This is a genomic window from uncultured Kordia sp. (assembly GCF_947496985.1).
Taxonomy (GTDB): Bacteria; Bacteroidota; Bacteroidia; order Flavobacteriales; family Flavobacteriaceae; genus Kordia.
The window spans coordinates 59,407-84,049 of the sequence record NZ_CANMEZ010000012.1 but is presented as its reverse complement, the minus strand read 5'-3'; the positions used below and the strand labels follow the sequence as shown (position 1 = coordinate 84,049).

26 protein-coding genes are annotated in these 24,643 nt (G+C 34.1%); 20 read left to right on the top strand and 6 right to left on the bottom strand.

Features of this window, described 5'->3' with window-relative positions; all coding sequences use genetic code 11:
• The first annotated feature begins 13 nt into the window (after nt 1–13).
• From Q0828_RS21975 to Q0828_RS21955, 5 genes are all read left to right on the top strand, one after another.
• Complete coding sequence (locus tag Q0828_RS21975; protein ID WP_298426678.1) at nt 14–589, top strand: hypothetical protein; 576 nt, start codon at nt 14–16, stop codon at nt 587–589.
• A 32-nt stretch (nt 590–621) separates the two neighbouring features.
• Complete coding sequence (locus tag Q0828_RS21970; RefSeq protein WP_298426675.1) at nt 622–1,515, top strand: alpha/beta fold hydrolase; 894 nt, start codon at nt 622–624, stop codon at nt 1,513–1,515.
• A gap of 17 nt (nt 1,516–1,532) precedes the next feature.
• Nucleotides 1,533–2,459: a hypothetical protein gene (locus Q0828_RS21965; protein WP_298426673.1), complete on the top strand. Its 927-nt coding sequence runs from the start codon at nt 1,533–1,535 to the stop codon at nt 2,457–2,459.
• Nucleotides 2,460–2,476: 17 nt separating this feature from the next.
• A complete protein-coding gene (locus tag Q0828_RS21960; RefSeq protein WP_298426670.1) occupies nt 2,477–3,379 on the top strand; it encodes a hypothetical protein in 903 nt (300 codons plus the stop codon).
• Between the two features lie 125 nt (nt 3,380–3,504).
• Nucleotides 3,505–5,892, top strand: a complete 2,388-nt coding sequence (locus tag Q0828_RS21955; protein ID WP_298426667.1) for a T9SS type B sorting domain-containing protein — start codon at nt 3,505–3,507, stop codon at nt 5,890–5,892.
• 110 nt (nt 5,893–6,002) lie between these two features.
• Here the strand turns inward: Q0828_RS21955 and Q0828_RS21950 are convergent, their stop codons facing one another.
• The 5 genes from Q0828_RS21950 to Q0828_RS21930 are packed head-to-tail and all read right to left on the bottom strand — an operon-like array spanning nt 6,003 to nt 9,301.
• Nucleotides 6,003–6,890, bottom strand: a complete 888-nt coding sequence (locus Q0828_RS21950) for a YgcG family protein (RefSeq protein ID WP_298426664.1) — start codon at nt 6,888–6,890, stop codon at nt 6,003–6,005.
• A complete protein-coding gene (locus Q0828_RS21945) occupies nt 6,890–7,330 on the bottom strand; it encodes a TPM domain-containing protein (RefSeq protein ID WP_298426661.1) in 441 nt (146 codons plus the stop codon). Before Q0828_RS21945 ends, Q0828_RS21950 begins: the two co-directional genes overlap by 1 nt.
• An 18-nt stretch (nt 7,331–7,348) precedes the next feature.
• A complete protein-coding gene (locus Q0828_RS21940) occupies nt 7,349–7,948 on the bottom strand; it encodes a LemA family protein (RefSeq protein WP_298426658.1) in 600 nt (199 codons plus the stop codon).
• A gap of 49 nt (nt 7,949–7,997) precedes the next feature.
• The gene (locus tag Q0828_RS21935; protein ID WP_298426655.1) at nt 7,998–8,327 is read right to left on the bottom strand and encodes a MerR family transcriptional regulator; all 330 of its coding nucleotides are present in this window, start codon (nt 8,325–8,327) and stop codon (nt 7,998–8,000) included.
• On the bottom strand, nt 8,327–9,301 hold the full coding sequence (locus Q0828_RS21930) for a M23 family metallopeptidase (RefSeq protein ID WP_298426652.1): 975 nt from the start codon (nt 9,299–9,301) through the stop codon (nt 8,327–8,329). The genes Q0828_RS21935 and Q0828_RS21930 overlap by 1 nt, the downstream gene beginning before the upstream one ends.
• A gap of 267 nt (nt 9,302–9,568) precedes the next feature.
• Here Q0828_RS21930 and alaS point away from each other — a divergent pair, with 267 nt between their 5' ends.
• The 5 genes from alaS to Q0828_RS21905 all read left to right on the top strand — a co-directional run bounded on the left by alaS (nt 9,569) and on the right by Q0828_RS21905 (nt 14,447).
• The gene (gene alaS, locus Q0828_RS21925) at nt 9,569–12,181 is read left to right on the top strand and encodes an alanine--tRNA ligase (RefSeq protein ID WP_298426649.1); all 2,613 of its coding nucleotides are present in this window, start codon (nt 9,569–9,571) and stop codon (nt 12,179–12,181) included.
• A 117-nt stretch (nt 12,182–12,298) separates the two neighbouring features.
• Nucleotides 12,299–12,691 (top strand): hypothetical protein, encoded by a 393-nt coding sequence (locus Q0828_RS21920; RefSeq protein WP_298426646.1) that lies wholly within the window; start codon nt 12,299–12,301, stop codon nt 12,689–12,691.
• 182 nt (nt 12,692–12,873) lie between these two features.
• On the top strand, nt 12,874–13,824 hold the full coding sequence (locus Q0828_RS21915) for a GSCFA domain-containing protein (RefSeq protein WP_298426644.1): 951 nt from the start codon (nt 12,874–12,876) through the stop codon (nt 13,822–13,824).
• Between the two features lie 68 nt (nt 13,825–13,892).
• Complete coding sequence (locus tag Q0828_RS21910; RefSeq protein WP_298426642.1) at nt 13,893–14,078, top strand: hypothetical protein; 186 nt, start codon at nt 13,893–13,895, stop codon at nt 14,076–14,078.
• A 132-nt stretch (nt 14,079–14,210) separates the two neighbouring features.
• Nucleotides 14,211–14,447, top strand: a complete 237-nt coding sequence (locus tag Q0828_RS21905; RefSeq protein ID WP_298426639.1) for a hypothetical protein — start codon at nt 14,211–14,213, stop codon at nt 14,445–14,447.
• Between the two features lie 79 nt (nt 14,448–14,526).
• On the opposite strand, the gene Q0828_RS21900 is transcribed toward Q0828_RS21905, so the two are convergent.
• Nucleotides 14,527–16,266 carry an aromatic amino acid hydroxylase gene (locus Q0828_RS21900; RefSeq protein WP_298426636.1) on the bottom strand — a complete coding sequence of 580 codons (1,740 nt, stop codon included), beginning with the start codon at nt 16,264–16,266 and terminating at the stop codon, nt 14,527–14,529.
• A 194-nt stretch (nt 16,267–16,460) separates the two neighbouring features.
• Here Q0828_RS21900 and Q0828_RS21895 point away from each other — a divergent pair, with 194 nt between their 5' ends.
• From Q0828_RS21895 to Q0828_RS21850, 10 genes are all read left to right on the top strand, one after another.
• Nucleotides 16,461–17,336, top strand: a complete 876-nt coding sequence (locus Q0828_RS21895) for a hypothetical protein (RefSeq protein WP_298426634.1) — start codon at nt 16,461–16,463, stop codon at nt 17,334–17,336.
• Between the two features lie 3 nt (nt 17,337–17,339).
• Complete coding sequence (locus Q0828_RS21890; RefSeq protein WP_298426631.1) at nt 17,340–17,915, top strand: TetR/AcrR family transcriptional regulator; 576 nt, start codon at nt 17,340–17,342, stop codon at nt 17,913–17,915.
• Between the two features lie 121 nt (nt 17,916–18,036).
• Nucleotides 18,037–18,216 carry a hypothetical protein gene (locus Q0828_RS21885; RefSeq protein WP_298426626.1) on the top strand — a complete coding sequence of 60 codons (180 nt, stop codon included), beginning with the start codon at nt 18,037–18,039 and terminating at the stop codon, nt 18,214–18,216.
• A gap of 145 nt (nt 18,217–18,361) precedes the next feature.
• A complete protein-coding gene (gene paaE / locus Q0828_RS21880; protein ID WP_298426623.1) occupies nt 18,362–19,435 on the top strand; it encodes a 1,2-phenylacetyl-CoA epoxidase subunit PaaE in 1,074 nt (357 codons plus the stop codon).
• Between the two features lie 265 nt (nt 19,436–19,700).
• Nucleotides 19,701–20,687 (top strand): 1,2-phenylacetyl-CoA epoxidase subunit PaaA, encoded by a 987-nt coding sequence (paaA, locus tag Q0828_RS21875; protein ID WP_298426620.1) that lies wholly within the window; start codon nt 19,701–19,703, stop codon nt 20,685–20,687.
• A 109-nt stretch (nt 20,688–20,796) separates the two neighbouring features.
• The gene (gene paaB / locus Q0828_RS21870) at nt 20,797–21,081 is read left to right on the top strand and encodes a 1,2-phenylacetyl-CoA epoxidase subunit PaaB (protein WP_007096629.1); all 285 of its coding nucleotides are present in this window, start codon (nt 20,797–20,799) and stop codon (nt 21,079–21,081) included.
• 111 nt (nt 21,082–21,192) lie between these two features.
• On the top strand, nt 21,193–21,945 hold the full coding sequence (gene paaC, locus Q0828_RS21865; RefSeq protein ID WP_298426614.1) for a 1,2-phenylacetyl-CoA epoxidase subunit PaaC: 753 nt from the start codon (nt 21,193–21,195) through the stop codon (nt 21,943–21,945).
• A gap of 67 nt (nt 21,946–22,012) precedes the next feature.
• Complete coding sequence (gene paaD / locus Q0828_RS21860) at nt 22,013–22,513, top strand: 1,2-phenylacetyl-CoA epoxidase subunit PaaD (RefSeq protein WP_298426611.1); 501 nt, start codon at nt 22,013–22,015, stop codon at nt 22,511–22,513.
• Nucleotides 22,514–22,567: 54 nt separating this feature from the next.
• Nucleotides 22,568–23,353 (top strand): enoyl-CoA hydratase-related protein, encoded by a 786-nt coding sequence (locus Q0828_RS21855; RefSeq protein WP_298426608.1) that lies wholly within the window; start codon nt 22,568–22,570, stop codon nt 23,351–23,353.
• Between the two features lie 72 nt (nt 23,354–23,425).
• A complete protein-coding gene (locus Q0828_RS21850; RefSeq protein ID WP_298426605.1) occupies nt 23,426–24,610 on the top strand; it encodes a 3-hydroxyacyl-CoA dehydrogenase NAD-binding domain-containing protein in 1,185 nt (394 codons plus the stop codon).
• Nucleotides 24,611–24,643 lie beyond the last annotated feature (33 nt).

Below are 24,643 nucleotides of genomic sequence, written 5' to 3'. Positions count from 1 at the left end.
ACAGAAAATAATCATGAATAAAATGCTAAAGCCGATCATATGCGCCATTATCTTATTCACTTCATGTGTAAGTTTTGGACAAGATAAAAACTATGAATTAGAAGCTACATACATGAACTGTATGTATGGAATATTTGAAGATGATGGAGCTGAATTAAAAGAGCTCATCAAAAACGCCGAACAAAAACTAGTAGCAGCAAAGCTTTTAAAAGATACAAGTGGCGAAAGTTACATAGCATTATTTAAAAATATAGAAAAAGCAGTGGACGGACGCATTTCAAGTTTAGGTGTAAGTGATCATGTAATTGAAGGAATGAGCGACAAAGTAAAAGTAAAAGAAAACATGACTTGTATGCAGGTAATGATGAAATCGGAAAACTTTGAAGGTTCAAAACTCAGCAAATTGATACAACTATCTTCTTCAGGAAGTAGCAACCCTAAAATAACTGCTATAACAGAAAAATTACTTTTAATTTTTGAAGCAAAAGATTTTGATCACGACTTTTACAAATACCTTACATTTTCATTAATTGACAAATTTAATACTGCAAACAAAAAGCAAAGCAATCCGCCAAAAGGACAAAATTAGCATGTACAGAAAACGTTTGATTCGTAAATAGCATGAAAAAAAAGTTGCTATATCTACTGTTAGGACTTTTAATTTTCGTAGGAATTGCAAGTTATGTGCTTGCTATTCATATAGCTCCGTATGCTATTATACAGCCGCAACGAATCAACTTGGCTATAACACCAAAATCGCTCAATTTAGAAAGTGAAACGCTCGCGATACAAGTAGAAGATAGTATTCAATTAAAAGGCTATTGGGTAAAATCGAACACTACAGAAACTAAAGGAATCATGATTCTCCTTCATGGAATTGGCGGTTGTAAAGAACATTTTTTAGGACTCGCAGGAAACTTAGCCAACAAAGGAATCGCTTCAATTGTATTTGACGGAAGAGCGCATGGTGAAAGCGGTGGAAAATACTGTACATATGGTTTCTATGAGAAAAAAGATATTTCTAAAATTGTAGATTTCATAAAACAGAAAAACCCAAAACTTTCGGTTGGAATCTGGGGAAACTCACTTGGTGGCGCTATTGCAATTCAAGCTTTAGAACATGACAAACGCATTGAATTTGGTGTTATAGAAAGTACATTTACAGAATTAAATCAAACTGTATACGATTATCAAAAAAAGATATGTAAAGGCATTGGTGTGCGTTTCATTACGGATGCTGCATTGCAGGAAGCAGGCAAAATTGCGAACTTTATTCCTGATGAAGTAAAACCTGTAATTTCAGTAGCAAATATTCAGCAACCGATTTTTATTGGGCATGGAGATAATGATGAAAATATACACTACACCTACGGAGAACAACTTTATGAAAATTTGGCTTCCGCCGAAAAAGAATTTGTATTAGTAAAAGATGCAGGACATTTTGATGTATACGCTAAAGGCGGAAAAAACTATGAAAATAAGCTGCTGAGTTTTATAAAGAAGCAATTGAAGTAAACTCAAGATAAAAAATGATGAAAACAATATTTCAGCAACTTATATGTGTACTGCTTTTATGTGGTTCAATGAATATTTTTGGGCAAACAGGAAATTTTGAAAAAGAAACCGCTGCATTGAATTGTTTTTACAATGCTTTTAGAGACAATGGCGCTAAGTTTAAAAATATTATTCAAAATGCAGAAACTACACTAATTGAAAATAAATTACTAAGAGATAGTTCAGGTGAAAGTTATCTAAACTTCTTTCGGAATTTAAAAAAAATCGAGAGCTCCGATGTTAAAAGTTTAGGAATTCAAGATTATATTATAAAATTTATGATTGGAACTAATGAATTCGATAAAAGTAAATTTGAACCATGTGTAAAAGCACTGCGTAATTCAAAAGGGTTCACAGAATCTCGTATGAATGAGAATACGAATTTCATCAAATCTATTAGAGAAAACAAAGTGACAATGAGTATTGCTGAAATACAAGATGAAATTTTAAAAAGATTCACAGCTGAAGACTTTACTCATGATTACTACAAATTGATAGCTTTTACATTTATAGAAGCATACCATGTAAAACCAACAGTGGAAGAGGTTGATTTAAATAAAAAACCTTCAGCTAAAGAAATGGAAACTGCATTGATAATAGAATTAACAGAAGAAGATGTGATTCTCATAAAGAACAAAAAAATGACTCTTCAGCAATTGAATGGAAGTGTTAAAACATACTTGCAAACGGATATAAATGCAAAGATTATTGCTTTTAAAATATCTAAAAGTGTGTTATTAAAATTTTATATAAAAGTAGAAGATGAGGTAAATAAAGTGTATTGGGAGCTCAGAGATCAATTATCAATAAAAAAGTATAATTCAGTATACAATGAATTGAAATTTGATCAAAAAGTATGGATAGATAGAGAGTTTCCAGTTAAGATTATAGATATTATTAAATAAAGAAAAACAAAATGCTCATGAAATTAATACAGTTATTCATTATTTTTCTTGGCTCAATTTCAATACTTTCAGCACAATCAAACAATGTGAGTTTTGAAGATGCATACATGAAATGTTACGATAGTAATTTTAAAGATGAAGGAAAAGCACTCCGTGAATATGTACAGCAAGCAGAAAAAATGCTGTCAGAAGCAAATGTGTTTAAAGGAACCAGCGGTGAAAACTACATATATTTTCTAAAAAATAGTGGAAGATACACAAGTATTAAATATTCAAAATTAGGTTTCATGAACTTTATGTTGGGACAACTGAGTGCTGGTAATTTTGATATGGATACATTCAGAGAGTGTTCAGCTGTTTTAGAAAAGCAAGAAGGATACGAAAGCTCTAAAATGAATCAGCTCGATAAAATTTTAAAGGAAATAAAAACAGCAAACAATGTACAAGATGTAACTTCAAAAGTGGCAAAAATCCTCACTCCTGAAAGTTTTGATCATATATATTACAGATTATTAATTCTAAATTTTTTAGAAGTTAATGGGAGTAAAAGTTTAAAAAAACCTAATGAAAACATTGAGCTAAGCGAAGAAACTTTACAAAATGCCTTAAAAATCCACATCAAAACACAAGATGAAATTATAATAAAAAATACAACGGTTTCTTTTGGAGAATTGCTTGAAGAAGTAAAAAAATATGTACGAAAAAACACTTCGAATACTTTAATCGCTTTAAAAGTAGAATACAATATATCCAAACAATTTCTTGGAGCGATCAAACAACAAATAGCTAAAGTCATTAGCGGATTTCGAGATGAATTGGCAATGAAAAAACATCAACTTTTATTTAACGAGTTAACAGAAATTGCTCAGGAAGAAATCAAGAAAATCTACCCAGAAAAGATCGTGCGAACAAATTTTTAACAACTACAACGTTGTAGTTGTTAAAAAATGACTAGTAAGCTGTTATGCTAGGAAAAAATAGCTATTTTTAGAGTTATACTAAGACTAACATGCGCAGTTTTTCTCAATCAATATTAACATGCTTTTTGCTATTAACTACCATGATTTTGCATGCGCAAAACACACCGCCAACAATTACAGCGCAAGGCGATCAGCAATATTGTGGAAATATGCCAATGAGTATTGTTACAAGTGTTTCCATCACTGACCCAGATCCTGCGGATACAACACTGCCAGTTATATATATTCAAATTTCAGAAGGATACACTAATGGACAAGATCAATTATCACTCACAGGAATACATCCAAATATAAATGCTTTTTGGACACCAGCTCTAGGAAGATTAGCACTTGTTGGACCAGCAACATTTGCAGAATATGAAGCTGCAATAGAAGCTGTTGTTTTTGAAACAACACAAACAATCTTTACGGAAGATAAATTCTTTTCTATAAATCTAGGAGATGCCAACTATTTGCCATCTACAGGACACTACTACTTTTATGTGCAAAGCACAGGAATCACATGGACGGAAGCACGCGCAGCTGCCGAATCACAAACCTATTTTGGATTACAGGGATATCTAGCAACACTGACAACGGAAGAGGAAGCTGAATTGGCAGGTTCGCAAAGTTCTGGAACAGGTTGGATTGGCGCTTCAGATGTAAATCAGGAAGGAACTTGGCAATGGGTGACAGGACCTGAAGCTGGTACGGTGTTTTGGATAGGGCAAGTCAATGGAACGGCGCAAAACGGTTCATATACCTTTTGGAATTCAGGTGAGCCAAACAACTTTGGAGAAGAACATTATGCGCATATTACAGATCCAAGTATAGGATTGTTAGGTTCTTGGAACGATTTGCCAAATGCAGGTTCAATGGATCCAAACAATCCATATCATCCGCAAGGATACATTATAGAATATGGAGGAATGCCAGGTGAACCAATGATTAATCTATCTGCAAGTACACGAATTGAAACACCAAAATCAACATTGACAGAAGGCGCAAGTTGTGATGAAGATACAATTGTTTTAAATGTGGATACCAATGCAGATACTATTTTATGGTTCGATTCAGAAACGGCAACGACACCAATTCACAATGGAGAAAGTTATACGGTTACGGTTTCGGAAACTACTACGTTTTGGGTATTGCCAGCATTTTCAGGATGTACTGGTGGTGTTCGAAGTCCAATTACGGCAACCATTTACGGATTGCCAACTACAGAGGACATCTCAATAGTGCAATGTGGATCAACAACAGGAGCAACAGTCTTCAATCTATTTGAATATGCGCAAGAAGTTGCAGCAGGAATTTTAGCCGAACGTCAAGTGCGTTATTATGAAGATAGTACGCTTACGCAAGAAATCACAACAAATGCGTATACAAATCTGTCCAATCCGCAAACGGTATATGCCGAAGTAACCGATTTAGTTTCTGGCTGTGTACATACAGCTGAAGTCGTCTTATCAGTAAGTTCGAATGCAATAAACAATGCAAGTCTAAATGCCTGCGATGCGGAAGAAGAAGTCGGACTAACAATATTTGATTTATCATTGGCAGACGGGCAAATCTTAAATGGCTTGCCAGCAGGAACTACTGTGGCGTATTATGAAACACTTCAAAATGCACTATTGTTGACGAATCCGTTAGGCACAAATTTTTCTAATACAGAAGCATATTCACAAACCATTTATGCGCGAGTGGAACTTAATGGAGAATGTTACGGAATCGGAGAAGTGATGTTAAATGTAATTAACTTGCCAAATATTCCAACTTCGGATACAGTATACTATTGTGTCAACTATACACCACAATTGATAACATTACAAAGCGGAATTACTAGTAACTATAGTGAATATACATTTCTGTGGTCTACAGGAGAAACAACACCCGGAATTCAAGTCAATCAAATTGGAAATTATACTGTAACAGTTACAAAAATTGGCGGTTGTTCCAAAACGAATACAATTATGGTACAACCTTCAGATGTAGCAACGATCAATACGATTAAAGTTGATGACATTTCAGATGAAAACCTAGTAACTGTGTTGGTCTCTGGAGAAGGTGAATATGTATATGCATTAGATAATCCAAATGGAGTCTATCAAGAATCAAATATATTTGAAAATGTAGGAGCAGGTTTTCATACGGTATATATAAAAGATGTAAAAAATAATTGTGGAATTGTAAACGAAGAAATCGCAGTAATAGGATACCCGAAATTTTTCACACCAAACAATGATGGTGTAAATGATACATGGCAAATCAAAGGAATATCAGACATGTTTCAATCAAAAACACAAGTATACATCTACGATCGTTTCGGGAAACTTCTTAGAGTATTAATAAATGCTGATGATGCTTGGAATGGAACCAATAAAGGTGCAAAAATGCCATCAAGTGATTATTGGTTTTCTGTTCAATTAGAAGATGGAAGAGCATTTACAGGGCATTTCACACTAAAAAGATAATTTTAATAAAAAAAACTTAAATCATTGAATTTTAAATCGTTGAAATAAGCAAAGTCTGTTGAATATAAGATAGCTGAGCCTTTTGAATACGGTAGCTGAGCTTGTCGAAGCTACCAGCTTCCACCAGCACCACCACCACTAAATCCGCCGCCGCCGAAACCGCCTCCTCCAAAGCTTCCGCCACCGCCGAATCCACCACCACGACTACTGCTTCCAGAACCGAATCCACCACCACGACTACTGCCTCTGCTACTGCTTCCAGAACCGAATCCGCCACGTCCCATGTTACTTAAAATAATAATATCGAGTAAGTCGCTTCCTGTAGAATGGCGTCCGCCACCATGATTTCCACCGCCGCCGTTTCGTTTATTATTGGCTAAAATAGAGATGAGAATTATAAAAAATATAATTAAGAAAATAACAACGCCAGCCGGAATTCCATCACTATTGCTATTACTCTGTCTGGTACGTTTTCGGGTGTTTTTAAATTCACCACTAAGCACCTCAATAATACTATTAATTCCAGCATTTAAACCGCTTGCATAATCACCGCGTTTAAAATGTGGGATAATTCTATTACGAACGATTTGTCCTGTAATTCCTGCAGTTAGTTTATTTTCAGCTCCATAACCAGGGGAAATCCATATTTTACGTTCATTTTTTGCTAAAAGAATAATAACGCCATTATCATCTTCCGCTTGCCCAATTCCCCATTTATGTCCCCATTTAGGAGTCAGCATACCAATACTTTCACCTTTAAGTGATTCAATAATAACGATCACTACTTGTGTGGAAGTACTATCGGCATATCTATTTAGCTTAGACTCTAAAAAAGAATTGTCACCTTTCGAAAGTAGTTTTGCATAATCATATACAAACTTTTGATCTTCATCACTTGGTTTCTCAGGAATTTTATACTGCGCATGGGCAGCATTCAAGAAAAATATTCCTAAAATAAAGAGTAATGATTTAATATATGTTTTGGGAATGATATGCATTAGCCTCTAGAAATTTCGTTTGGTAGTTCATCTTCATGCGTGTCAACATCCCAAGGGAAATGCTTTTCTAATTCGCGTCCAGCTTGTAAAACACCTTCAATAAGTCCTTGTTTAAAGTTTCCTTGCGAAAAGTGGTTGCGTATAACATCGCGAGTTGTATCCCAAAAATAAGGAGGTACAACTTTGTTAATACCTTCATCACCATAAATAACAAATGCTTTGTCATCAACAGCAACATAAATTAATACACCATTTTGCAATCGTGTATTGTCCATTTTAAGCAAATGAAATACTTCCAGCGTGCGATCAAAATGATCAATATCTGTATGTGTTTCGATATGTATTCTGATTTCGCCAGAAGTACTTCGCTCTGCTTTTCTGATAGCAGTTATGATTTCCTGCTCTTCTTGAACAGAAAGGAAATCTTCTACTTTAGACATGTTTTTGTTATGTGTTATCTAGTTAAAATCTAAATCAATATCAGGTGTCTTTTCAGAGCCTGGGTCAGCTTTATAACGTGCCATTTCTTTAAACCCAAACATTCCTGCGACAAGTTTGTTAGGAAATTGTGTAGTGTAAATATCATATTTATTTACAGCTTCATTGTACCTATTTCTTGCTGTTCTTATGGAGTTTGCAGTACTGGTTCTTTCGTCCATAAACTTTAAAAAATTCTCGTTAGCTTTCAATTCAGGATATCGCTCTACAGAAACTAATAGTCTACTTAAAGCACCTGAAAGTCCAGCTTGTGCTTGTTGAAACTTTGCCATGTTTTCTGGTGTTAAATCGCCAACATCTATTGTTGTTGCAGTAGCTTTGGCTCTAGCTTCAATGACTTCTCTAAGTGTTGTACGTTCAAAGTCAGCGGCTCCTTTTACTATTTTTACTAAGTCGCCAATCAAATCGTTTCTACGTTGATATTCACTTTCAACATTAGACCAAGCAGTTTTAGCATTTGCTTCTAATTCTACAGCAGTATTATTGATGTTAACTGACCATTGATAGAAAGCAACACCAATAAGTACGATAACGATTAAAGGGATTAACCATTTCTTCATAATTATTCGGGTTTATTGTATTAGTATAGTGTTATTTTTGGTTCAAACGTTACAGATTGTCCTTGATTTTTACAAGTTCAGCTCTAATATGCTGTAATTTACGAATAATCTCAAAATTGGAAAGGGTTTTCTTCTTTTCCTCTTTTAAATGAACTTTTGCGCCTTCAAGTGTAAAGCCGCGTTCTTTTACCAAGTGGTAAATGAGTTCTAAGTTTTTGATGTCTTCTGGAGTAAATTTACGATTCCCTTTTGCGTTTTTTTTAGGCTGAATTACGTCAAATTCTTTTTCCCAAAAACGAATCAAAGAAGCGTTTACGTCAAATGCCTTGGCGACTTCGCCAATACTATAATATCGTTTTTCGGGTAAATCAATATGCATTAGTCGAGCGATTGATTTTGTTTAGCAGCATTTTTTAACAACTCTTCAAATTCCTTTGCAGATAAATTTCCGTAGTAGAAGTTGATTGGATTTATTTTGTCGCCATTCTTGCGAATTTCATAATGTAAATGTGGTGCTTGCGATCGACCTGTACTTCCAACAAAACCAATTAAATCACCACGCTTTACTTTTTTTCCTTTTCGAACATTATACTTGCTTAAATGTGCGTATAATGAAACATATCCATATCCATGATCAATTCGAATATGCTTTCCGAAACCAGATGCCGAATTATCAGCGCGAACCACAACACCATCTCCAGAAGCATATACTGGCGTTCCTCTTGGTGCTGTAAAATCCATTCCCCAATGCATTTTTCGAGCTTTCGTAAACGGATCATTTCGAAATCCGTAACCAGAAGCCATACGTGTTAAGTCTTCGTTGTTAACAGGTTGAATAGCGGGAATAGAGGCTAGAAACTCTTCTTTATCTTCAGCTAATTTAGCTATCTCATCTAAAGATTTAGACTGAACAACCAATTGTTTTTGTAAAATTTCTAAGCGTTTTGTGGTTTCAACAATTAAGTCTGAATTTTCATAATTGTACAACGCTTCATATCTGTTTACTCCTCCAAAACCTGCTTTTCGTTGTTCTTCCGGAATTGGATTCGCTTCAAAATATAATCTGTAAATATTATTATCTCTTTCTTCTATATTCGCAAGTACAGTTTCAGCTTGTGTTACTTTTTTATTCAATAAATCATATTGAAACTTCATGTTAGCCAATTCACGTTGTAATACTTTCTCTTTTGGCGTTTCTAAAGTCGTATTAAACATAACAGTTAACAGTAAAAAAGAGCATAAAACAACAGATGTAATGAACAAAATTACATACCCGATTTTGCGTCCACGCTTGCTTTCAATCTTTCGATATGATAATGTTTCTGAATCGTAATAATATTTTACCTTACTCATTCCTTAAATTATACTATTTTTGCACAGATTATTTATGAAATTAGATCATAAAATAGCTGAAAAACGAACAAATATAGCTATTGTTTTACAGTTTTTAAGTTTTTTAAAGTAGGTTAAGATAAATTTATGAGTGATTCACGAATTATCTTACACAGTAAATATAGGAGTATAAATACATGAAACGAGCATGTTAAAAGTATCATTAGTTAACTAAATAATGAATAATGAAAAGCATGTAACCGTTGAAAGTCAATAATATATAAACACATGAAATCTCAGGATATTAGAGCTAAGTTTTTAGAGTTTTATAAATCTAAAACACATCAAATTGTGCCTTCGGCGCCAATGGTTTTGAAAAATGACCCAACTTTGATGTTTATCAACTCTGGAATGGCACCTTTTAAAGAATATTTTTTAGGAAATGGAACGCCAAAAAGCAATCGTATCGCTGATACGCAGAAATGTTTGCGTGTGAGTGGAAAACATAATGACTTAGAAGAAGTTGGGTATGATACATATCATCATACAATGTTTGAAATGCTTGGAAACTGGAGTTTTGGTGATTACTTTAAGAAAGAAGCCATTGCTTGGGCATGGGAGTTATTGACAGAAGTGTACGGAATAGATAAAGACATTTTATATGTTACCGTTTTTGAAGGAAGTGATGAAGATGGTTTAAAACTCGATCAAGAAGCATATGACTTATGGAAAGAAATTGTTCCAGAAGAACGTATTTTGATGGGGAATAAGAAAGATAATTTCTGGGAAATGGGAAGTCAAGGACCTTGCGGACCTTGTTCTGAGATTCACGTAGATATTCGTACAGATGAAGAAAAAGCAAAAACACCAGGTGCCGATTTAGTAAATATGGATCATCCGCAAGTAGTGGAAATCTGGAATTTAGTATTCATGCAATATAATCGTAAAGCAGACAAGTCGCTAGAAAAACTGCCTGCAAATCATGTAGATACAGGAATGGGGTTTGAGCGTTTATGTATGGTATTACAAGATGTAAAATCGAATTACGATACAGATGTGTTTACGCCAATTATTCGTGAAATTGAGGCCATTACAAATACAGAATACGGAAATGATGATAAAATAGATGTCGCTATTCGTGTGATCGCAGATCATGTGCGTGCTGTATCTTTCTCTATTGCTGACGGACAGTTGCCAAGTAACAATGCGGCTGGATATGTAATTCGTAGAATTTTGCGTAGAGCAATTCGTTATGGATTTACATTCTTAAACAAAAAGGAACCGTTTATTTATCGTTTAGTAGATGTATTAGATAAAAAAATGGGGAAAGCATTTCCTGAATTGAAAGAGCAAAAACAACTAATCCAGAATGTAATAAAAGAAGAAGAACAATCATTCTTACGTACACTAGATCAGGGATTAATTTTGCTTGATCGTGTGATTGAAAATGTAGATGGAACGGTGATTTCTGGTAAAAAAGTATTTGAATTGAAAGATACCTATGGTTTTCCAGAAGACTTAACAGAATTAATTCTGCGTGAGCGCGATTTATCATACAACAAAGAAGAATTCGAAAAATTGCTACAAGAACAAAAAGGAAAAGGTCGTGAGGCAACGGCAATTCAAGCAGATGATTGGGTAACTGTTTTAGAAGATGAAGACGAAGAATTCGTAGGGTATGATACCTTAGAAGTTGATGTAAAATTAACACGTTATCGTAAAATTGAAACCAAAAAAGAAGGTGTTCAGTATCAATTAGTTTTTAACCTTACGCCATTTTATCCAGAAGGTGGTGGACAAGTTGGAGATAAAGGATATTTAGAAGTGCCAAATGGTGATGTTGTATATATTTTAGATACTAAAAAAGAAAACAACTTAATCATTCATATTACAAAGAATTTACCAAAACACTTAAACGAAACATTGCGTGCTGTTGTTGATAAAAAACAGCGTGAACGTACAGCTGCAAATCATACAGCAACACACTTATTACACCAAGCATTACGTGAAATACTAGGAACACATGTGGAGCAAAAAGGTTCGGCAGTACATTCAAAATATTTACGTTTTGACTTTTCTCACTTTTCAAAATTGACTGTAGAAGAATTACGCGATGTGGAAAACTTTGTAAACGCAAGAATAGAAGGCAAACTTCCACTAGAAGAAAAACGAAACAGACCTGTTGCAGAAGCAATGGCAGATGGTGCAATGGCTTTATTTGGTGAGAAATACGGTGATACAGTGCGTTCTATTCGTTTTGGACAATCAATTGAATTATGTGGAGGAACACATGTGCAAAACACGGCAGATATATGGCATTTTAAAATAAAATCGGAAGGTGCAGTTGCTGCAGGAATTAGAAGAATTGAAGCGATTACATTTGACGCTACCAAAGAATTTTACTTTGAAAATAACAGAGCGTATTACGAAATAAAAGATGTTCTAAATAATCCGAAGGATGCTGTAAAAGCAGTTGTTGATTTAAAAGAAGACAATGCTAAATTGCGTAAGGAAATTGAAAGTTTACTAAAAGATAAATCCAAAAACTTAAAAGGAGATTTAAAAAATCAACTAGAAGAAATCAATGGTGTTAACTTTTTGGCACAAAAAGTGGACTTAGATCAAAATGGAATCAAAAACTTAGCGTTTGAACTTGGTGGTGAAATGGATAATTTATTTTTATTCTTCGCTACAGCAAACGAAAACAAAGTAATGTTGACCTGCTATATTTCGAAAGATTTAGTAGCAGCACGCGGATATGATGCAGGAAAAGTGGTTCGTGAATTAGGGAAGCTTATCCACGGCGGCGGCGGCGGACAACCGTTTTTTGCAACTGCTGGAGGGAAAAACCCTGGTGGAATTCCAAAAGCGATTGAGCGTGTAAAAGACTATGTGAAATAATGTAACAATAATTTATAAATAGCCTTATGAAATAAGCCAGACTAATTATAAGTTGATTACAACTGATATGACAATTGGTAAATTACATTTGACAAAATAATCTAATAAAACAAACAAATGAAAAACGTTTATATTATCATCTTAGCATTTCTTTTTTCTATACCGGCTTTGGCACAGGAGACAAAAAAGAAAGAAACTCCAAGAGAAGTTTCAGTATTGTGCACTATGCCAGGAAAGAACAAAGGACAATGGCTTACGCTAAAGATACCAACACCAGGAGAAGTTGCTGATTTTCAGGATAAATTAATCTATCTTGAATTGTTAGATAAAGAAGAGGTTACAGAAAGAGGTGTTTTTAACAGAGCAACAAGTGATGCGATCTTAAGGATGGAAAAAGCAAGAGGCGTTACGTATAATACAAATGAATTGACAGGAATTACACAAGGAATGAAAAATAGATTGATTTTAGCATATTACACTGCAAAACGCGCACAAGAAGGCAAGCAATAATACAAGCTAAATATTCTATTCTAAAGAAGCATACAAAACCCAATAACACACTTTTAAAGTTATGTTATTGGGTTCTTAATTTTTAAGTAACTTAGAATTTTGAAAAACGAGCAATAGTCCTATGTTAGAAGTTCTAATAGGGACATCATGTTATTTGTAAAAAAAAGGAAAAATAATACTGTATGATATTACAAACCAATATTTCGTTTAAAAAAGAATTGTATCATCCAATAATACATACTAAAAAAATATGTTTGCTAGGTTCTTGTTTTTCTGAACATATTGGGGAAAAGTTGTCATATTACAAATTTGACACGTTTCAAAATCCATTTGGAATTCTATTTCATCCAAATGCAATTGAAAATTTATTAATAAAAGCGATCAATCAAGAAGAATTTACAACTGATGATCTTTTCTACATAAATGAACGTTGGCATTGTTTTGAAGCGCATTCAGCATTAAGTAATTCCGATAAAGAGATTTTGTTAGCAAGTTTAAATACCGCAGTAAAGGAAACCTATAAAACATTACAAATAGCATCACATATTATTATCACTTTAGGAACGGCGTGGACGTATCGATATATTGAGACAGATGCAATTGTTGCAAATTGCCATAAAGTGCCACAAAAGAAATTTCTTAAAGAATTATTGTCTGTAGAAGAAGTTTCGGCAAGTGTAGAAAATTGTATCGCTTTGCTAAAAAGTGTCAATCCGAGAATAACAACCATTTTTACGGTTTCACCAGTACGACATTTAAAAGATGGTTTTGTAGAAAATCAACAAAGTAAAGCACATTTATTGGCAGGAATTCATCAATTTGTGGATGTCCGACATCAAATTCATTATTTCCCTTCTTATGAAATTATGATGGACGAATTGCGTGATTATCGTTTCTATGCGGAAGATATGATTCATCCCAATAATACAGCCATTAATTACATTTGGGAGAAATTTAAAGCAGGTTGGATAGCGCGCGAAAGTGAAATGACAATGGCAGAAATAGAAACCATTCAAAAAGGACTCGCACACAAACCGTTCAATCCAAATTCAATAAAACATCAAGATTTCTTAGTAAAACTCCAAGCTAAAATCACGAAACTTCAACAGCAATATCCTTTCATGAAATTTTAATGTAATGATTTATGGGTAATGAATTTTGAAATTTTCCCCTAATAATCATAACATAAAATCAAATGATTATGAAAAAACAAAAAATTACAACAATCGGCACAAGAAATTTCACGAGGTATATATTAAATAAGCAAGTGATTTCTGCAGTTACAGGAGGAATTAATGATTTGGATAATGATGATGAAGATGAAGATGTGCGACACAATCTTACACAACCTCGTATTTGTATAGTGCCTAATGAAAAGCGTAAATAATATGATCTTTTTAATACTGATTATTATGTCTTTGTGTGATTAAGCAAATTTCGGTTTGCTTTTTTTTATGCTTTATGGGTAATGAATTTCAGAATGTCACCCATAATAATATAAACTCAAAATTTAATTAATATGAAAAAGAAAAATTTAAAAAACTTAGTATTAAATAAAAAGTCAATTTCTGCATTGGAAACTCCTCAAAACATAATAGGAGGAAATGTAAATACAGTGAATATTTGTTATAAATCAAAATATATACAAGGACAAAATATTTGCTATAAAACCGACAAAAATTGTTGGCATACAAAAGTGAGCGGATGTGTACCAAATACATATCAAGTAAACACAGATACAGAAGCTCTTTGTTAAGTATAAGTAGTTTGATCGTAAAAATGGAAAGTGAACTTCGGTTCGCTTTTTTTATACAATTTTCAAAACAACCTAAGATTTAAGCAATCAGCTCGATTCCATCAGTAACCAAATCTGCAATTTCAGGACGCGTTTCTTGTAAATGGTACAAACGATTTTTAATAGTTTGATGTAAATCTTCTTCGTTTTTTGTCAATTCATACAATTCTACCAATAATAACCAATCTTTTGGGTGTTCATTTACCAGTGTTTCAAAAATTGATTCTAAAGCAATTGAAGTATCTTTTTCTGTTCTGAAATCACGAACTTTTCCATACAACATTTCCAAATTTTGATCTTCTTGAGAAATTTCCGCTTTTACGGTTTGAGTTTCTGAGATAAAATGTGTGGCATCAAACGAATTATAATCTGCAGCACCAGCATAGGCAGAGACAATCTTTTTACCTAAAGCCAAATCGAACGTTCCGTATTCGGGCTTAAATAATACTTTATCTTTATAAGTAACTGTGCAATCTGTAAACTGAATCAAGATCAGCTTTCCGTTAATATTTCTAATTCCAGTAACGTTCAAACCTTCTACTTTAATACCGCTTTCATATTCAAAAGCAATACGCTCACCATCATAAAAACTATAGGCTTTTAAATCTCTTGGGCTCATATCTTCAATAGCCAAATTGATGCCTTTCAGTTTTCCTAAAGGAGAGCTAAAACCGTGTGGATGTGTAGCAACACCATGACCGATTAATTCTTTTTCTCGGTTGGATAAAGCCGTTGGTCCTTCTGTTCTAAAAAATACAACTTCATTATCTTCATTTGTAATCATTTCCGTAAAAACACCCGAAACTTGCAAGCCAGTACTTAGTTCAATAGTTCCAATCTTCTTAGATTCAATCAACTTGCGTAACCCTCTAAAACCTCCTTTGCGCAATGCCATCGTATTTGTAAATTCTTCCAAAACTTGCATCAAATATGAAAAATCAGGAGTTACGTACAATTGTGGTTGCGGTTGTGTAATATCAAACTCTTTATAAGCTGCATCTACGGAATATGGAATCTTTTTCACTTCATCTGTCATGCACCATTTACTCTCGCCAATAGAAGAAAGTAAGCCAGCTCCATAAATCTTGGGATCATTCACATCTCCAATCAAACCATATTCAACAGTCCACCAATGTAAATTTCGAATCATTGCCATTTCGGACAATTCTACTTTTTTTGCTTGTAATTCGTTTACGCGATTTTCTGCGGCTTCAATCTCAGACTCTGTACTTCCAGGCGCTTCTTTTACAATAGAAAGTTTTCGAACAGCTTCATACATATCATTATCATGCGCGGATAAAATTGCTTTGGCGCCAATTTCTCCAAAACGACGTAAATATTCTGCATAATCAGGATTTGCAATAATAGGCGCATGCCCAGCAGCTTCATGAATAATATCAGGTGCTGGCGTGTACGAAATATGTTCCAATTGACGAATATCACTTGCAATCACCAAAACTTTATATGCTTGAAATTCCATAAAAGCATTTGGAGGAATAAAACCATCAACGGCAACAGCTGCCCAACCAATTTCTTTTAAAATACGATTCATGCCATACATGCTTGGAATAGTATCTATAGAAATTCCAGTTTTTTGTAAACCATCCAAGTATGAATGATGCGCTACTGTACTCAAATATGAAACACTTTTTCGCATTACATAACGCCAAACTGCTTGATTAATAGCTGTATATTCGTTATAATCTTGTGGTTTTATATACTGTTGTAAGTGCGGAGGAAGTCTATCCAATAAAGGATTCGTTTCAATATTCTGATTCATACTGCAATTTTGGACAAAGCTATTAAAATATACAATAACAATTGTATTCTATTTTGTTAGTAAACACAGTTCAGCAATAATACTATCTTAGCAAAAAATAAAAATATACAATGCGATTTTCAATTCGTTTTATTTTCCTTAGTATTTTCATGCTAATAAGTAATTTGGTAGTATCTCAAAATCCAAATCCTTTCATGAATAATACATCTCTAAATGATTTTAAGAAAGATTTTTATTTAGATGAATTGGATATATATGACTACTTTTTCTTCCTTGGGCATAATTTTGAAAACTTCTTATTACATAATGAAAAGCGTTACGGAAATATCTCAAAAATAGAAACAACTGTTTTTAAAATTGATTCAGAAACGTCTAAAAAAAAACATTCTGGTACTAGAATTGATCAATTTAACATGGAAAAAAGTTTAATAACTAGAGAAGATACTGATGCAGACTCTGCTAAAAAGACAAAATTCACATATAATGAAGAGCAAAAATTACAGCGTATAGAGATCAAAGAAATATATCTAGACAATAAAAAAATAGAGAAATATGAATATTTATATGAATTAATGCATTATAAAGATTCAATAATTATACTTGAAAGAGAAGAAGATACCAATTTGATGAAAAGAGTTAATAAATACTTTATAAAAGACAATAAAGTTGAAAAACTTATAGACTATGTCAAAATGGTAGGAAATACAACTACTGCAACTTGTACAGACACGCAAAATGGCTATGAAATATATAGCCGATTAGGAAACCTCATGTGGCATCGGAAAAAGATAAATCATGACAAAGAAAAAAAGGAAATACAAATTGTTTACAGTCAAGCTGGAGGTATCTATTCCGAAGTTATATACAAATATGATTCACAAAAAAATATCATTAACATTGTAGAGTTAGATTGGAAAAAAGATAACATATATCTTGAAAAACCATTATTAAAAAGAGAATATATAATTGCATATACATATGATGGAAAAGGAAATTGGACGCAAATGTTATACAACAACATAACTGAAAATGAAACGTTTACATTCAATAGAAAAATTGATTATTTTTAACACATGTCATTAAAACCTGAAACTCGAAAAGAAGAAATAGTGCGAATTGCAGAAATGCTTTTCAAAAAAAAAGGATACAGTGCGGTAACCATGAGAGATATTGCGCAAGCAATGGGAATCAAAGCTGCAAGTTTATACAACCACATTCAATCCAAACAAAAAATCCTTTCTGAAATTATCATCGCTATTGGAGAAGAATTTACAGAAGGAATGGCTACAATTGTTGCAACAGAAAATACAAGTATTGAAAAACTAGAGCAAATTATTGGATTGCACGTACACATTACCATGAAAAATCCTTCCAGAATGGCAACGATGAATAACGATTGGATGCATCTAGAAGAAAAAATTGACTATTACCTTACGTTGCGTAGAAACTATGAGGAAAGCTTTCGGCAAATCTTAAAAGAAGGAATCTCAAAAGGTGAACTGAAAACAGTAAATCCTGAAATAATACTATTCTCTATTCTTTCCACATTACGTTCGTTATATCTTTGGCTTCCCAAAAAAGAAGATATTGATCAACAAGACCTGATATCTTCATTGAGTAATGTATTACTAAAAGGAATTACTCTATAAAATAGTGAAAACTAACGGGAATAAGCAAATAAATGCGTTAATAGAACTAATGAAAAGCATTAAATTTTTGTAAAGTATAATTTGTAAATTGGTAGTTATAAACTTTTAAAAACCTACCATTATGAAGAACGAATCCATGAACAAGTTGAGATTTAAAAAAAGTCTAATCTCAAACCTTAACACTATTATTGCTGGCGGACCACCAACGCCACCTGGAAGTAACACTTGCGTGCAAGAACAAACATGTGTAACCTGTGAAGGAATAACATGTGAAAGAGAAACATGTGGTCGCGCATGTTAATTTATATAAACAATCTTAAATACTAAAGAGCACAATGTTGTGCTCTTTTTCTTTGGTAATTAGCTGACATGTAATATTTAACAAGAAATTAGTTGCAAGTCAAACTAACAATCGTTAGTTTTGTGTAAAACAACTAAAAAAGTACATGGCAAAGTTTCATGAAATCGAAGTAGCTGAAGTATACAAAGAAACTTCAGATTGTACCGTAATTACATTCAATATTCCTGAGCATCTTCAGGAAGAATTCAAATATATTCAAGGACAATACCTAACCTTACGCAAAATAATCAACGACGAAGACATTCGTAGATCATATTCGTTATGTTCAAGTCCCGTTGACAACCAATGGAAAGTGGCAGTAAAGCAAATTCCAGGAGGTATATTCTCAACCTATGCAAATACAGAATTAAAAGCAGGTGATACACTTGATTTAATGGCGCCAGCAGGCCGTTTTTATGTAGAAGTTGATCCAAACGGAAAGAAAAACTATATCGCATTCGCGGCAGGAAGTGGAATTACACCAATGCTATCCATCATAAAAACACACTTAGAACTAGAGCCAGAAAGCACGTTCAAACTGTTTTACTTGAATCGCACGGTAAAATCCATTATCTTTAAGGAAGAAATAGAACAGCTGAAAAACAAATACTTACAGCGCTTCAATATCTTTTATTTCTTAACGAAAGAACAACGTGATATCGAATTTTTAAATGGACGATTTACGCCAGAAAAAATTCAAACACTCACAAAAACGTTTATAGATATCAATGATACAGCTGATTGTTTCATCTGCGGACCAGAAGAAATGATTTTTCTCATCAGAGACGAACTAGAAGCGGCTGGATTGCCAAAAGAAAATATTCATTACGAATTATTTTTCTCTGGAGATAAAAAAGAGTCTAACGCACACATCGCTGAAATACTTGAGAAAAAAGTAGAAGGAACAGATGTTACCATTGTTGATGGTGGAAAACAATTTCACTTCATCATGGAAGATGAATACGATAACATTCTAGATGGCGCATTAGCTGCAGGAGCCGATTTGCCATTTGCTTGTAAAGGAGGTGTTTGTAGTACATGTAAATGTAGAGTTTTAGAAGGTTCAGTAGAAATGAAAATCAACTATGCATTAGTGGAATCAGAACTAGCAAGCGGATTAGTACTATCGTGCCAAGCCGTTCCAACCACAGAAAAAGTCGTTGTAGACTTTGATGTGTAGCCAAATAATTTGGGCGTTACCACTGAAAAAGTGGTCGGGCTTTCGCAACTCGCTCTTGTTCGTCATGCTGAACTTGATTCAGCATCTCACAAGTAGCTCACACAAATTGCTCAATCCCTAACGCCAAACTTCCCGCGAAAGCGGAAGTCAAAAAAAAAAATCAAACGTCATGCTGAACTCGATTCAGTATGATACAAAAAACATAAAGTCTAAATGAAAACCTCAAAAAGTTACATTTAGCATTTTTAATTTAAAATTCATAATTATGAGTGAAGCACAATTAAAAAACACTGGAGCAGAGCGCAGTCGAAGTTTAGAAGAAATCTTTGAACAACGCATTGCAAATGACGAAAAGATTGAACCAAAAGATTGGATGCCTGAAAAATATAGGAAAACACACATCCGTCAAATATCGCAACACGCGCACTCTGAAATCGTAGGAATGCTACCAGAAGGAAACTGGATTACCAGAGCACCTTCACTACGTAGAAAAGTAGCTTTGCTAGCCAAAGTGCAAGATGAAGCTGGTCACGGATTATACTTATACAGCGCTTGTGAAACCTTAGGAATCTCTCGTGACGAATTATACGAGCAATTACACTCAGGAAAAGCAAAATACTCTAGTATCTTTAACTATCCAACAGTAACTTGGGCAGATATGGGAGCAATTGGTTGGTTGGTAGATGGTGCAGCAATCATCAATCAAGTACCATTGTGTAACACGTCATATGGACCATATGCAAGAGCAATGATTCGTGTATGTAAAGAAGAAAGTTTTCACCAACGTCAAGGATTTGAAATCATGATGTCTTTATGCAACGGAACAGAAGAACAAAAGCAAATGGCACAAGATGCACTAAATCGTTGGTGGTGGCCATCATTAATGATGTTAGGGCCAACTGATTCAGAATCTGTACATACAGAACAATCTATGAAGTGGAAACTAAAGCGTAAAACAAACGACGAATTACGTCAGCAATTCATAGATCAAACCGTTCCGCAAGCAGACATTTTAGGAATAACAGTTCCAGATCCAGACCTAAAATGGAATGAAAAAACAGGACATTATGATTTTGGAGAAATCGACTGGGACGAATTCTGGCAAGTAGTTAAAGGTCATGGGCCATGTAACAAAGAACGTATGAACGCCAGAGTTGGCGCATGGAAACGTGGAACTTGGGTTCGTGATGCAGCAATGAGCTACGCAGAAAAACAAAAAATCAAAAAAGAAAATTCAGCGAAAGCGGTATAAATATTACTGTAAATGTCATGTCGAGCGCAGTCGAGACACATCAAGACAGATACAGCTACTAAAAAATAGAAAACTAACTAAAAGTTACCCACTTACGTGGGCATAGAAAATGGAAAAAAACTGGCCTCTTTGGGAAATATTCGTAAGAAGTAAAAACGGATTAGAACATAGACACTTTGGAAGTTTACACGCTGCAGATGCAGAAATGGCATTAGAAAATGCTAGAGATGTGTACACACGTAGAAGCGAAGGTGTAAGTATTTGGGTTGTAGAATCTAAAAATATTACAGCTTCAAATCCTGAAAATAACGGAGAATTATTTGAACCAGCACAAGACAAAATATATCGTCACCCAACTTTTTATACGTTACCAGACGAGATAAAACATATGTAACGATTTGCGTTATTTCTGCGAAGGCAGGAATCCAAATCTGTACGCTGAACGAGTCGAAGTGTACTCTAAAGTTTAACAACAAAAAGATTCCCGTTTTCACGGGAAATAAATATGAAAACAAATCTATACAACTACATACTTGAGCTAGCAGACAACTGTTTAATAGCAGGTCAGCGATTAGGAGAATTATGTGGTCACGGACCAAGTTTAGAAACTGACATTGCATGTACAAACATTTCTTTAGACTTATTTGGACAAACACGTAGTTATTTTCAATATGCAGCTGAAATCAAAGGTAAAGATGCTACAGAAGATAGCATTGCGTTTTTACGTACCGAACGTGAATATAAAAATATATTACTAGTAGAGCAGCCAAATCGCGACTTTGCATATACAATAGCAAGACAATATTTATTTGATGTTTTTCATTTATTATTACTAGAAAAGCTTCAGTTTAGTCAAGATTTAACACTAAGTGCAATTGCAAAAAAGTCAATCAAAGAAGTATCGTATCATGTGCGTTTTACAGGTGATTGGATCAAGCGTTTAGGTGATGGAACAGAAATAAGTCATGAGAAAATGCAAACAGCTATTGACGGACTTTGGATATACACAAATGAGTTGTTTGAAGTGACTGAAGAAGCAAAAGAATTGGCTGAAGAAGGAATTGCAGTTGATGTTTCAACATTAAAAGAAGCATATTACGAAAAAGTAACAGCTTTATTGGAAGAAGGAACTTTAACAGTTCCTGAGTCAAAATATTTCCAAAAAGGAGGGAAAGCAGGGATTCACACAGAACATATGGGATATTTACTTTCAGACATGCAATACATGCAAAGAACCTATCCGAATATGAAGTGGTGACAACGTCATTCCGCACTTGATGCGGAATCTCATCAATCAAAAATCAGTATTCGACATTTATCTAACTATGATCGCAACTAATCAACATATAGACGAAATTCTAATTCCAATCTTAGAAAAAGTATCGGATCCAGAAATTCCTGTGCTTTCTATTATGGATATGGGAGTTGTGCGTTCAGCTCAGTTGATTAATGGAATTGCAGAAGTAAGTATTACACCAACATATTCAGGTTGTCCTGCAATGGATGTAATCGGTGATGATATCACAAAAGCATTAAAAGAAAGTGGATATGATTCCAAAGTAAAACTAATTTTAGTGCCAGCTTGGACAACCGATTGGATTACAGAACGCGGAAGAAGTGCACTCAGAGAATACGGAATTGCACCGCCACTAAATCCAGATGCAGACAAAGATGCGTTGCTAGGAGACAAGCGCATTGTAAAATGTACCAACTGTAATTCAACAAATACAAAACTAGTCAGTCAATTCGGTTCCACGGCATGCAAAGCATTATTCAAATGCGAAGACTGTTTAGAGCCTTTTGATTACTTTAAATGCTTAAAATAATAATTCCCACGCAAGTGGGAATCTCTATTTAAAATAGAAATAAAAAAATAAGGTATGAGTAACAATTCAATTGAATTAAAAATTGAAAACAATGTAGCGTATATAACGCTAAATCGTCCTGAAGTATTCAACAGTTTCAATCGTGAAATGGCATTGCGTTTACAAGATACACTAGATCAATGTGAGCAAAATGATGAAGTACGAGCGATTGTATTAACTGGAGAAGGAAAAGCATTTTGTGCAGGACAAGACTTAAAAGAAGTCACACATCCAGAACTCAATCCAGGATTCAAAAAAATACTAGAAGAACATTACAATCCAATCATTCAGCGAATTCGTACCATTGAAAAGCCAATTGTTGGTGCTGTAAATGGAGTAGCTGCTGGAGCTGGAGCAAACATTGCGTTAGCATGTGATATTGTAGTTGCACATGAAAAAGTAAGTTTCATTCAAGCATTCAGTAAAATTGGACTAATTCCTGATAGTGCAGGAACATTCTTTTTACCACGATTAATCGGATTTCAGAAAGCATCAGCACTCATGATGTTAGGCGATAAAGTAGGTGCAGAAGAAGCAGAAAAGTTAGGAATGCTATACAAAGTATTGCCACTAGAAACATTCAAAGAAGACGTTACAGCTTTAGCTGAAAAACTAGCAAAAATGCCAACAAAAGCATTAGGTTTAACGAAGAAAGTATTGAATCAATCACTTTCAAACGACTTAGAATCACAATTAGCTTTAGAATCAAAACATCAAATAGAAGCAAGTGAATCAGAAGACTATCGTGAAGGTGTAGCTTCATTTGTTGAAAAAAGAAAACCAAACTTCAAAGGGAAATAAATACAAAACAGTAAAATGTAAAGTTTAAATGTAAAACTACATTTAACATTCATAATTTAACATTTAAAATTTATGATCAAAAAAGTTGGGATCATTGGATCAGGAACAATGGGAAGCGGGATTGCACAAGTAGCTGCAACCGCAGGATGCATTGTAAAACTATACGATACAAAACAAGTTGCTTTGGACAAAAGTAAAGCTGCTTTAGAAAAAATATTAAATCGTCTCATTCAAAAAGGACGTATCGATGAAGCTGAAAAAAGTAGAATTCAAGGAAATATTTCCTATGTAGATTCACTTAAGGATTTAGGCGATTCAGATCTTACGATTGAAGCAATCATTGAAAATCTGGATATCAAGCAAAAAGTATTTTCAGAACTAGAAACATATCTTTCAGACGAGGCAATCATTGCTTCAAACACATCGTCACTATCTATAGCTTCTATCGCTTCATCATTACAAAAACCAGAACGTTGTATCGGGATTCACTTCTTCAATCCAGCACCATTGATGAAATTAGTTGAGGTCATTCCAGCGATTCAAACTTCACAAGAAGTACTTGATAAAGCAACACAAACGATTGCCGATTGGAAAAAAGTAGTTGCTGTCGCAAAAGACACACCAGGTTTCATTGTAAACAGAGTTGCACGTCCTTTCTATGGTGAATCATTACGAATCTACGAAGAGGGTTTAGCTGATTTCGCAACGATTGACAAAGCATTACGAACACTTGGTGGATTCCGCATGGGACCATTTCAGCTCATGGATTTCATTGGAAACGATGTAAACTATACGGTAACAGAAACGGTTTTTACAGCATTCTATTTTGATGCAAGATACAAACCATCATTCACGCAAAAACGTTTATCTGAAGCTGGATATTTAGGTAGAAAAACTGGAAAAGGATACTATGACTATGATGAAAATGGTAAACAAATAACACGTCATTCTGAACTTGATTCAGAATCAAATAACAATGAGCTAGCAAATCAAATATTCGATCGTGTCTTAGTTATGTTAATCAACGAAGCTGCCGATGCATTATTCCTAAACATTGCTTCCGCGGAAGACATTGACAATGCAATGACCAAAGGTGTCAACTATCCAAAAGGATTACTCGCTTGGGCAGATGAAAAAGGAATCGATTGGTGCGTGAAAACATTAGATGCTTTATACGACGAATACCATGAAGATAGATATCGTTGTTCGCCATTGCTTAGGAAATTAAATAGAGAAGGAACGAAGTTTTTTCAATAATAAATCTAAAAGTCAAAATGTAAAATGTTTAAT

Coding starts and splice junctions, on each gene's coding strand:
- Q0828_RS21905 (WP_298426639.1), top strand. CDS start 14,211: ATGAAAAAGAAAAATTTAAAAAACTTAGTATTAAATAAAAAGTCAATT.
- Q0828_RS21855 (WP_298426608.1), top strand. CDS start 22,568: ATGAGTAACAATTCAATTGAATTAAAAATTGAAAACAATGTAGCGTAT.
- Q0828_RS21900 (WP_298426636.1), bottom strand. CDS start 16,266: ATGAATCAGAATATTGAAACGAATCCTTTATTGGATAGACTTCCTCCG.
- Q0828_RS21920 (WP_298426646.1), top strand. CDS start 12,299: ATGAAAAACGTTTATATTATCATCTTAGCATTTCTTTTTTCTATACCG.
- Q0828_RS21885 (WP_298426626.1), top strand. CDS start 18,037: ATGAAGAACGAATCCATGAACAAGTTGAGATTTAAAAAAAGTCTAATC.
- paaA (WP_298426620.1), top strand. CDS start 19,701: ATGAGTGAAGCACAATTAAAAAACACTGGAGCAGAGCGCAGTCGAAGT.
- Q0828_RS21850 (WP_298426605.1), top strand. CDS start 23,426: ATGATCAAAAAAGTTGGGATCATTGGATCAGGAACAATGGGAAGCGGG.
- Q0828_RS21930 (WP_298426652.1), bottom strand. CDS start 9,301: ATGAGTAAGGTAAAATATTATTACGATTCAGAAACATTATCATATCGA.
- Q0828_RS21940 (WP_298426658.1), bottom strand. CDS start 7,948: ATGAAGAAATGGTTAATCCCTTTAATCGTTATCGTACTTATTGGTGTT.
- Q0828_RS21890 (WP_298426631.1), top strand. CDS start 17,340: ATGTCATTAAAACCTGAAACTCGAAAAGAAGAAATAGTGCGAATTGCA.
- paaD (WP_298426611.1), top strand. CDS start 22,013: ATGATCGCAACTAATCAACATATAGACGAAATTCTAATTCCAATCTTA.
- Q0828_RS21910 (WP_298426642.1), top strand. CDS start 13,893: ATGAAAAAACAAAAAATTACAACAATCGGCACAAGAAATTTCACGAGG.
- Q0828_RS21895 (WP_298426634.1), top strand. CDS start 16,461: ATGAATAATACATCTCTAAATGATTTTAAGAAAGATTTTTATTTAGAT.
- paaE (WP_298426623.1), top strand. CDS start 18,362: ATGGCAAAGTTTCATGAAATCGAAGTAGCTGAAGTATACAAAGAAACT.
- Q0828_RS21945 (WP_298426661.1), bottom strand. CDS start 7,330: ATGTCTAAAGTAGAAGATTTCCTTTCTGTTCAAGAAGAGCAGGAAATC.
- Q0828_RS21965 (WP_298426673.1), top strand. CDS start 1,533: ATGAAAACAATATTTCAGCAACTTATATGTGTACTGCTTTTATGTGGT.
- Q0828_RS21960 (WP_298426670.1), top strand. CDS start 2,477: ATGAAATTAATACAGTTATTCATTATTTTTCTTGGCTCAATTTCAATA.
- Q0828_RS21915 (WP_298426644.1), top strand. CDS start 12,874: ATGATATTACAAACCAATATTTCGTTTAAAAAAGAATTGTATCATCCA.
- paaB (WP_007096629.1), top strand. CDS start 20,797: ATGGAAAAAAACTGGCCTCTTTGGGAAATATTCGTAAGAAGTAAAAAC.
- Q0828_RS21950 (WP_298426664.1), bottom strand. CDS start 6,890: ATGCATATCATTCCCAAAACATATATTAAATCATTACTCTTTATTTTA.
- alaS (WP_298426649.1), top strand. CDS start 9,569: ATGAAATCTCAGGATATTAGAGCTAAGTTTTTAGAGTTTTATAAATCT.
- Q0828_RS21935 (WP_298426655.1), bottom strand. CDS start 8,327: ATGCATATTGATTTACCCGAAAAACGATATTATAGTATTGGCGAAGTC.
- Q0828_RS21975 (WP_298426678.1), top strand. CDS start 14: ATGAATAAAATGCTAAAGCCGATCATATGCGCCATTATCTTATTCACT.
- paaC (WP_298426614.1), top strand. CDS start 21,193: ATGAAAACAAATCTATACAACTACATACTTGAGCTAGCAGACAACTGT.
- Q0828_RS21970 (WP_298426675.1), top strand. CDS start 622: ATGAAAAAAAAGTTGCTATATCTACTGTTAGGACTTTTAATTTTCGTA.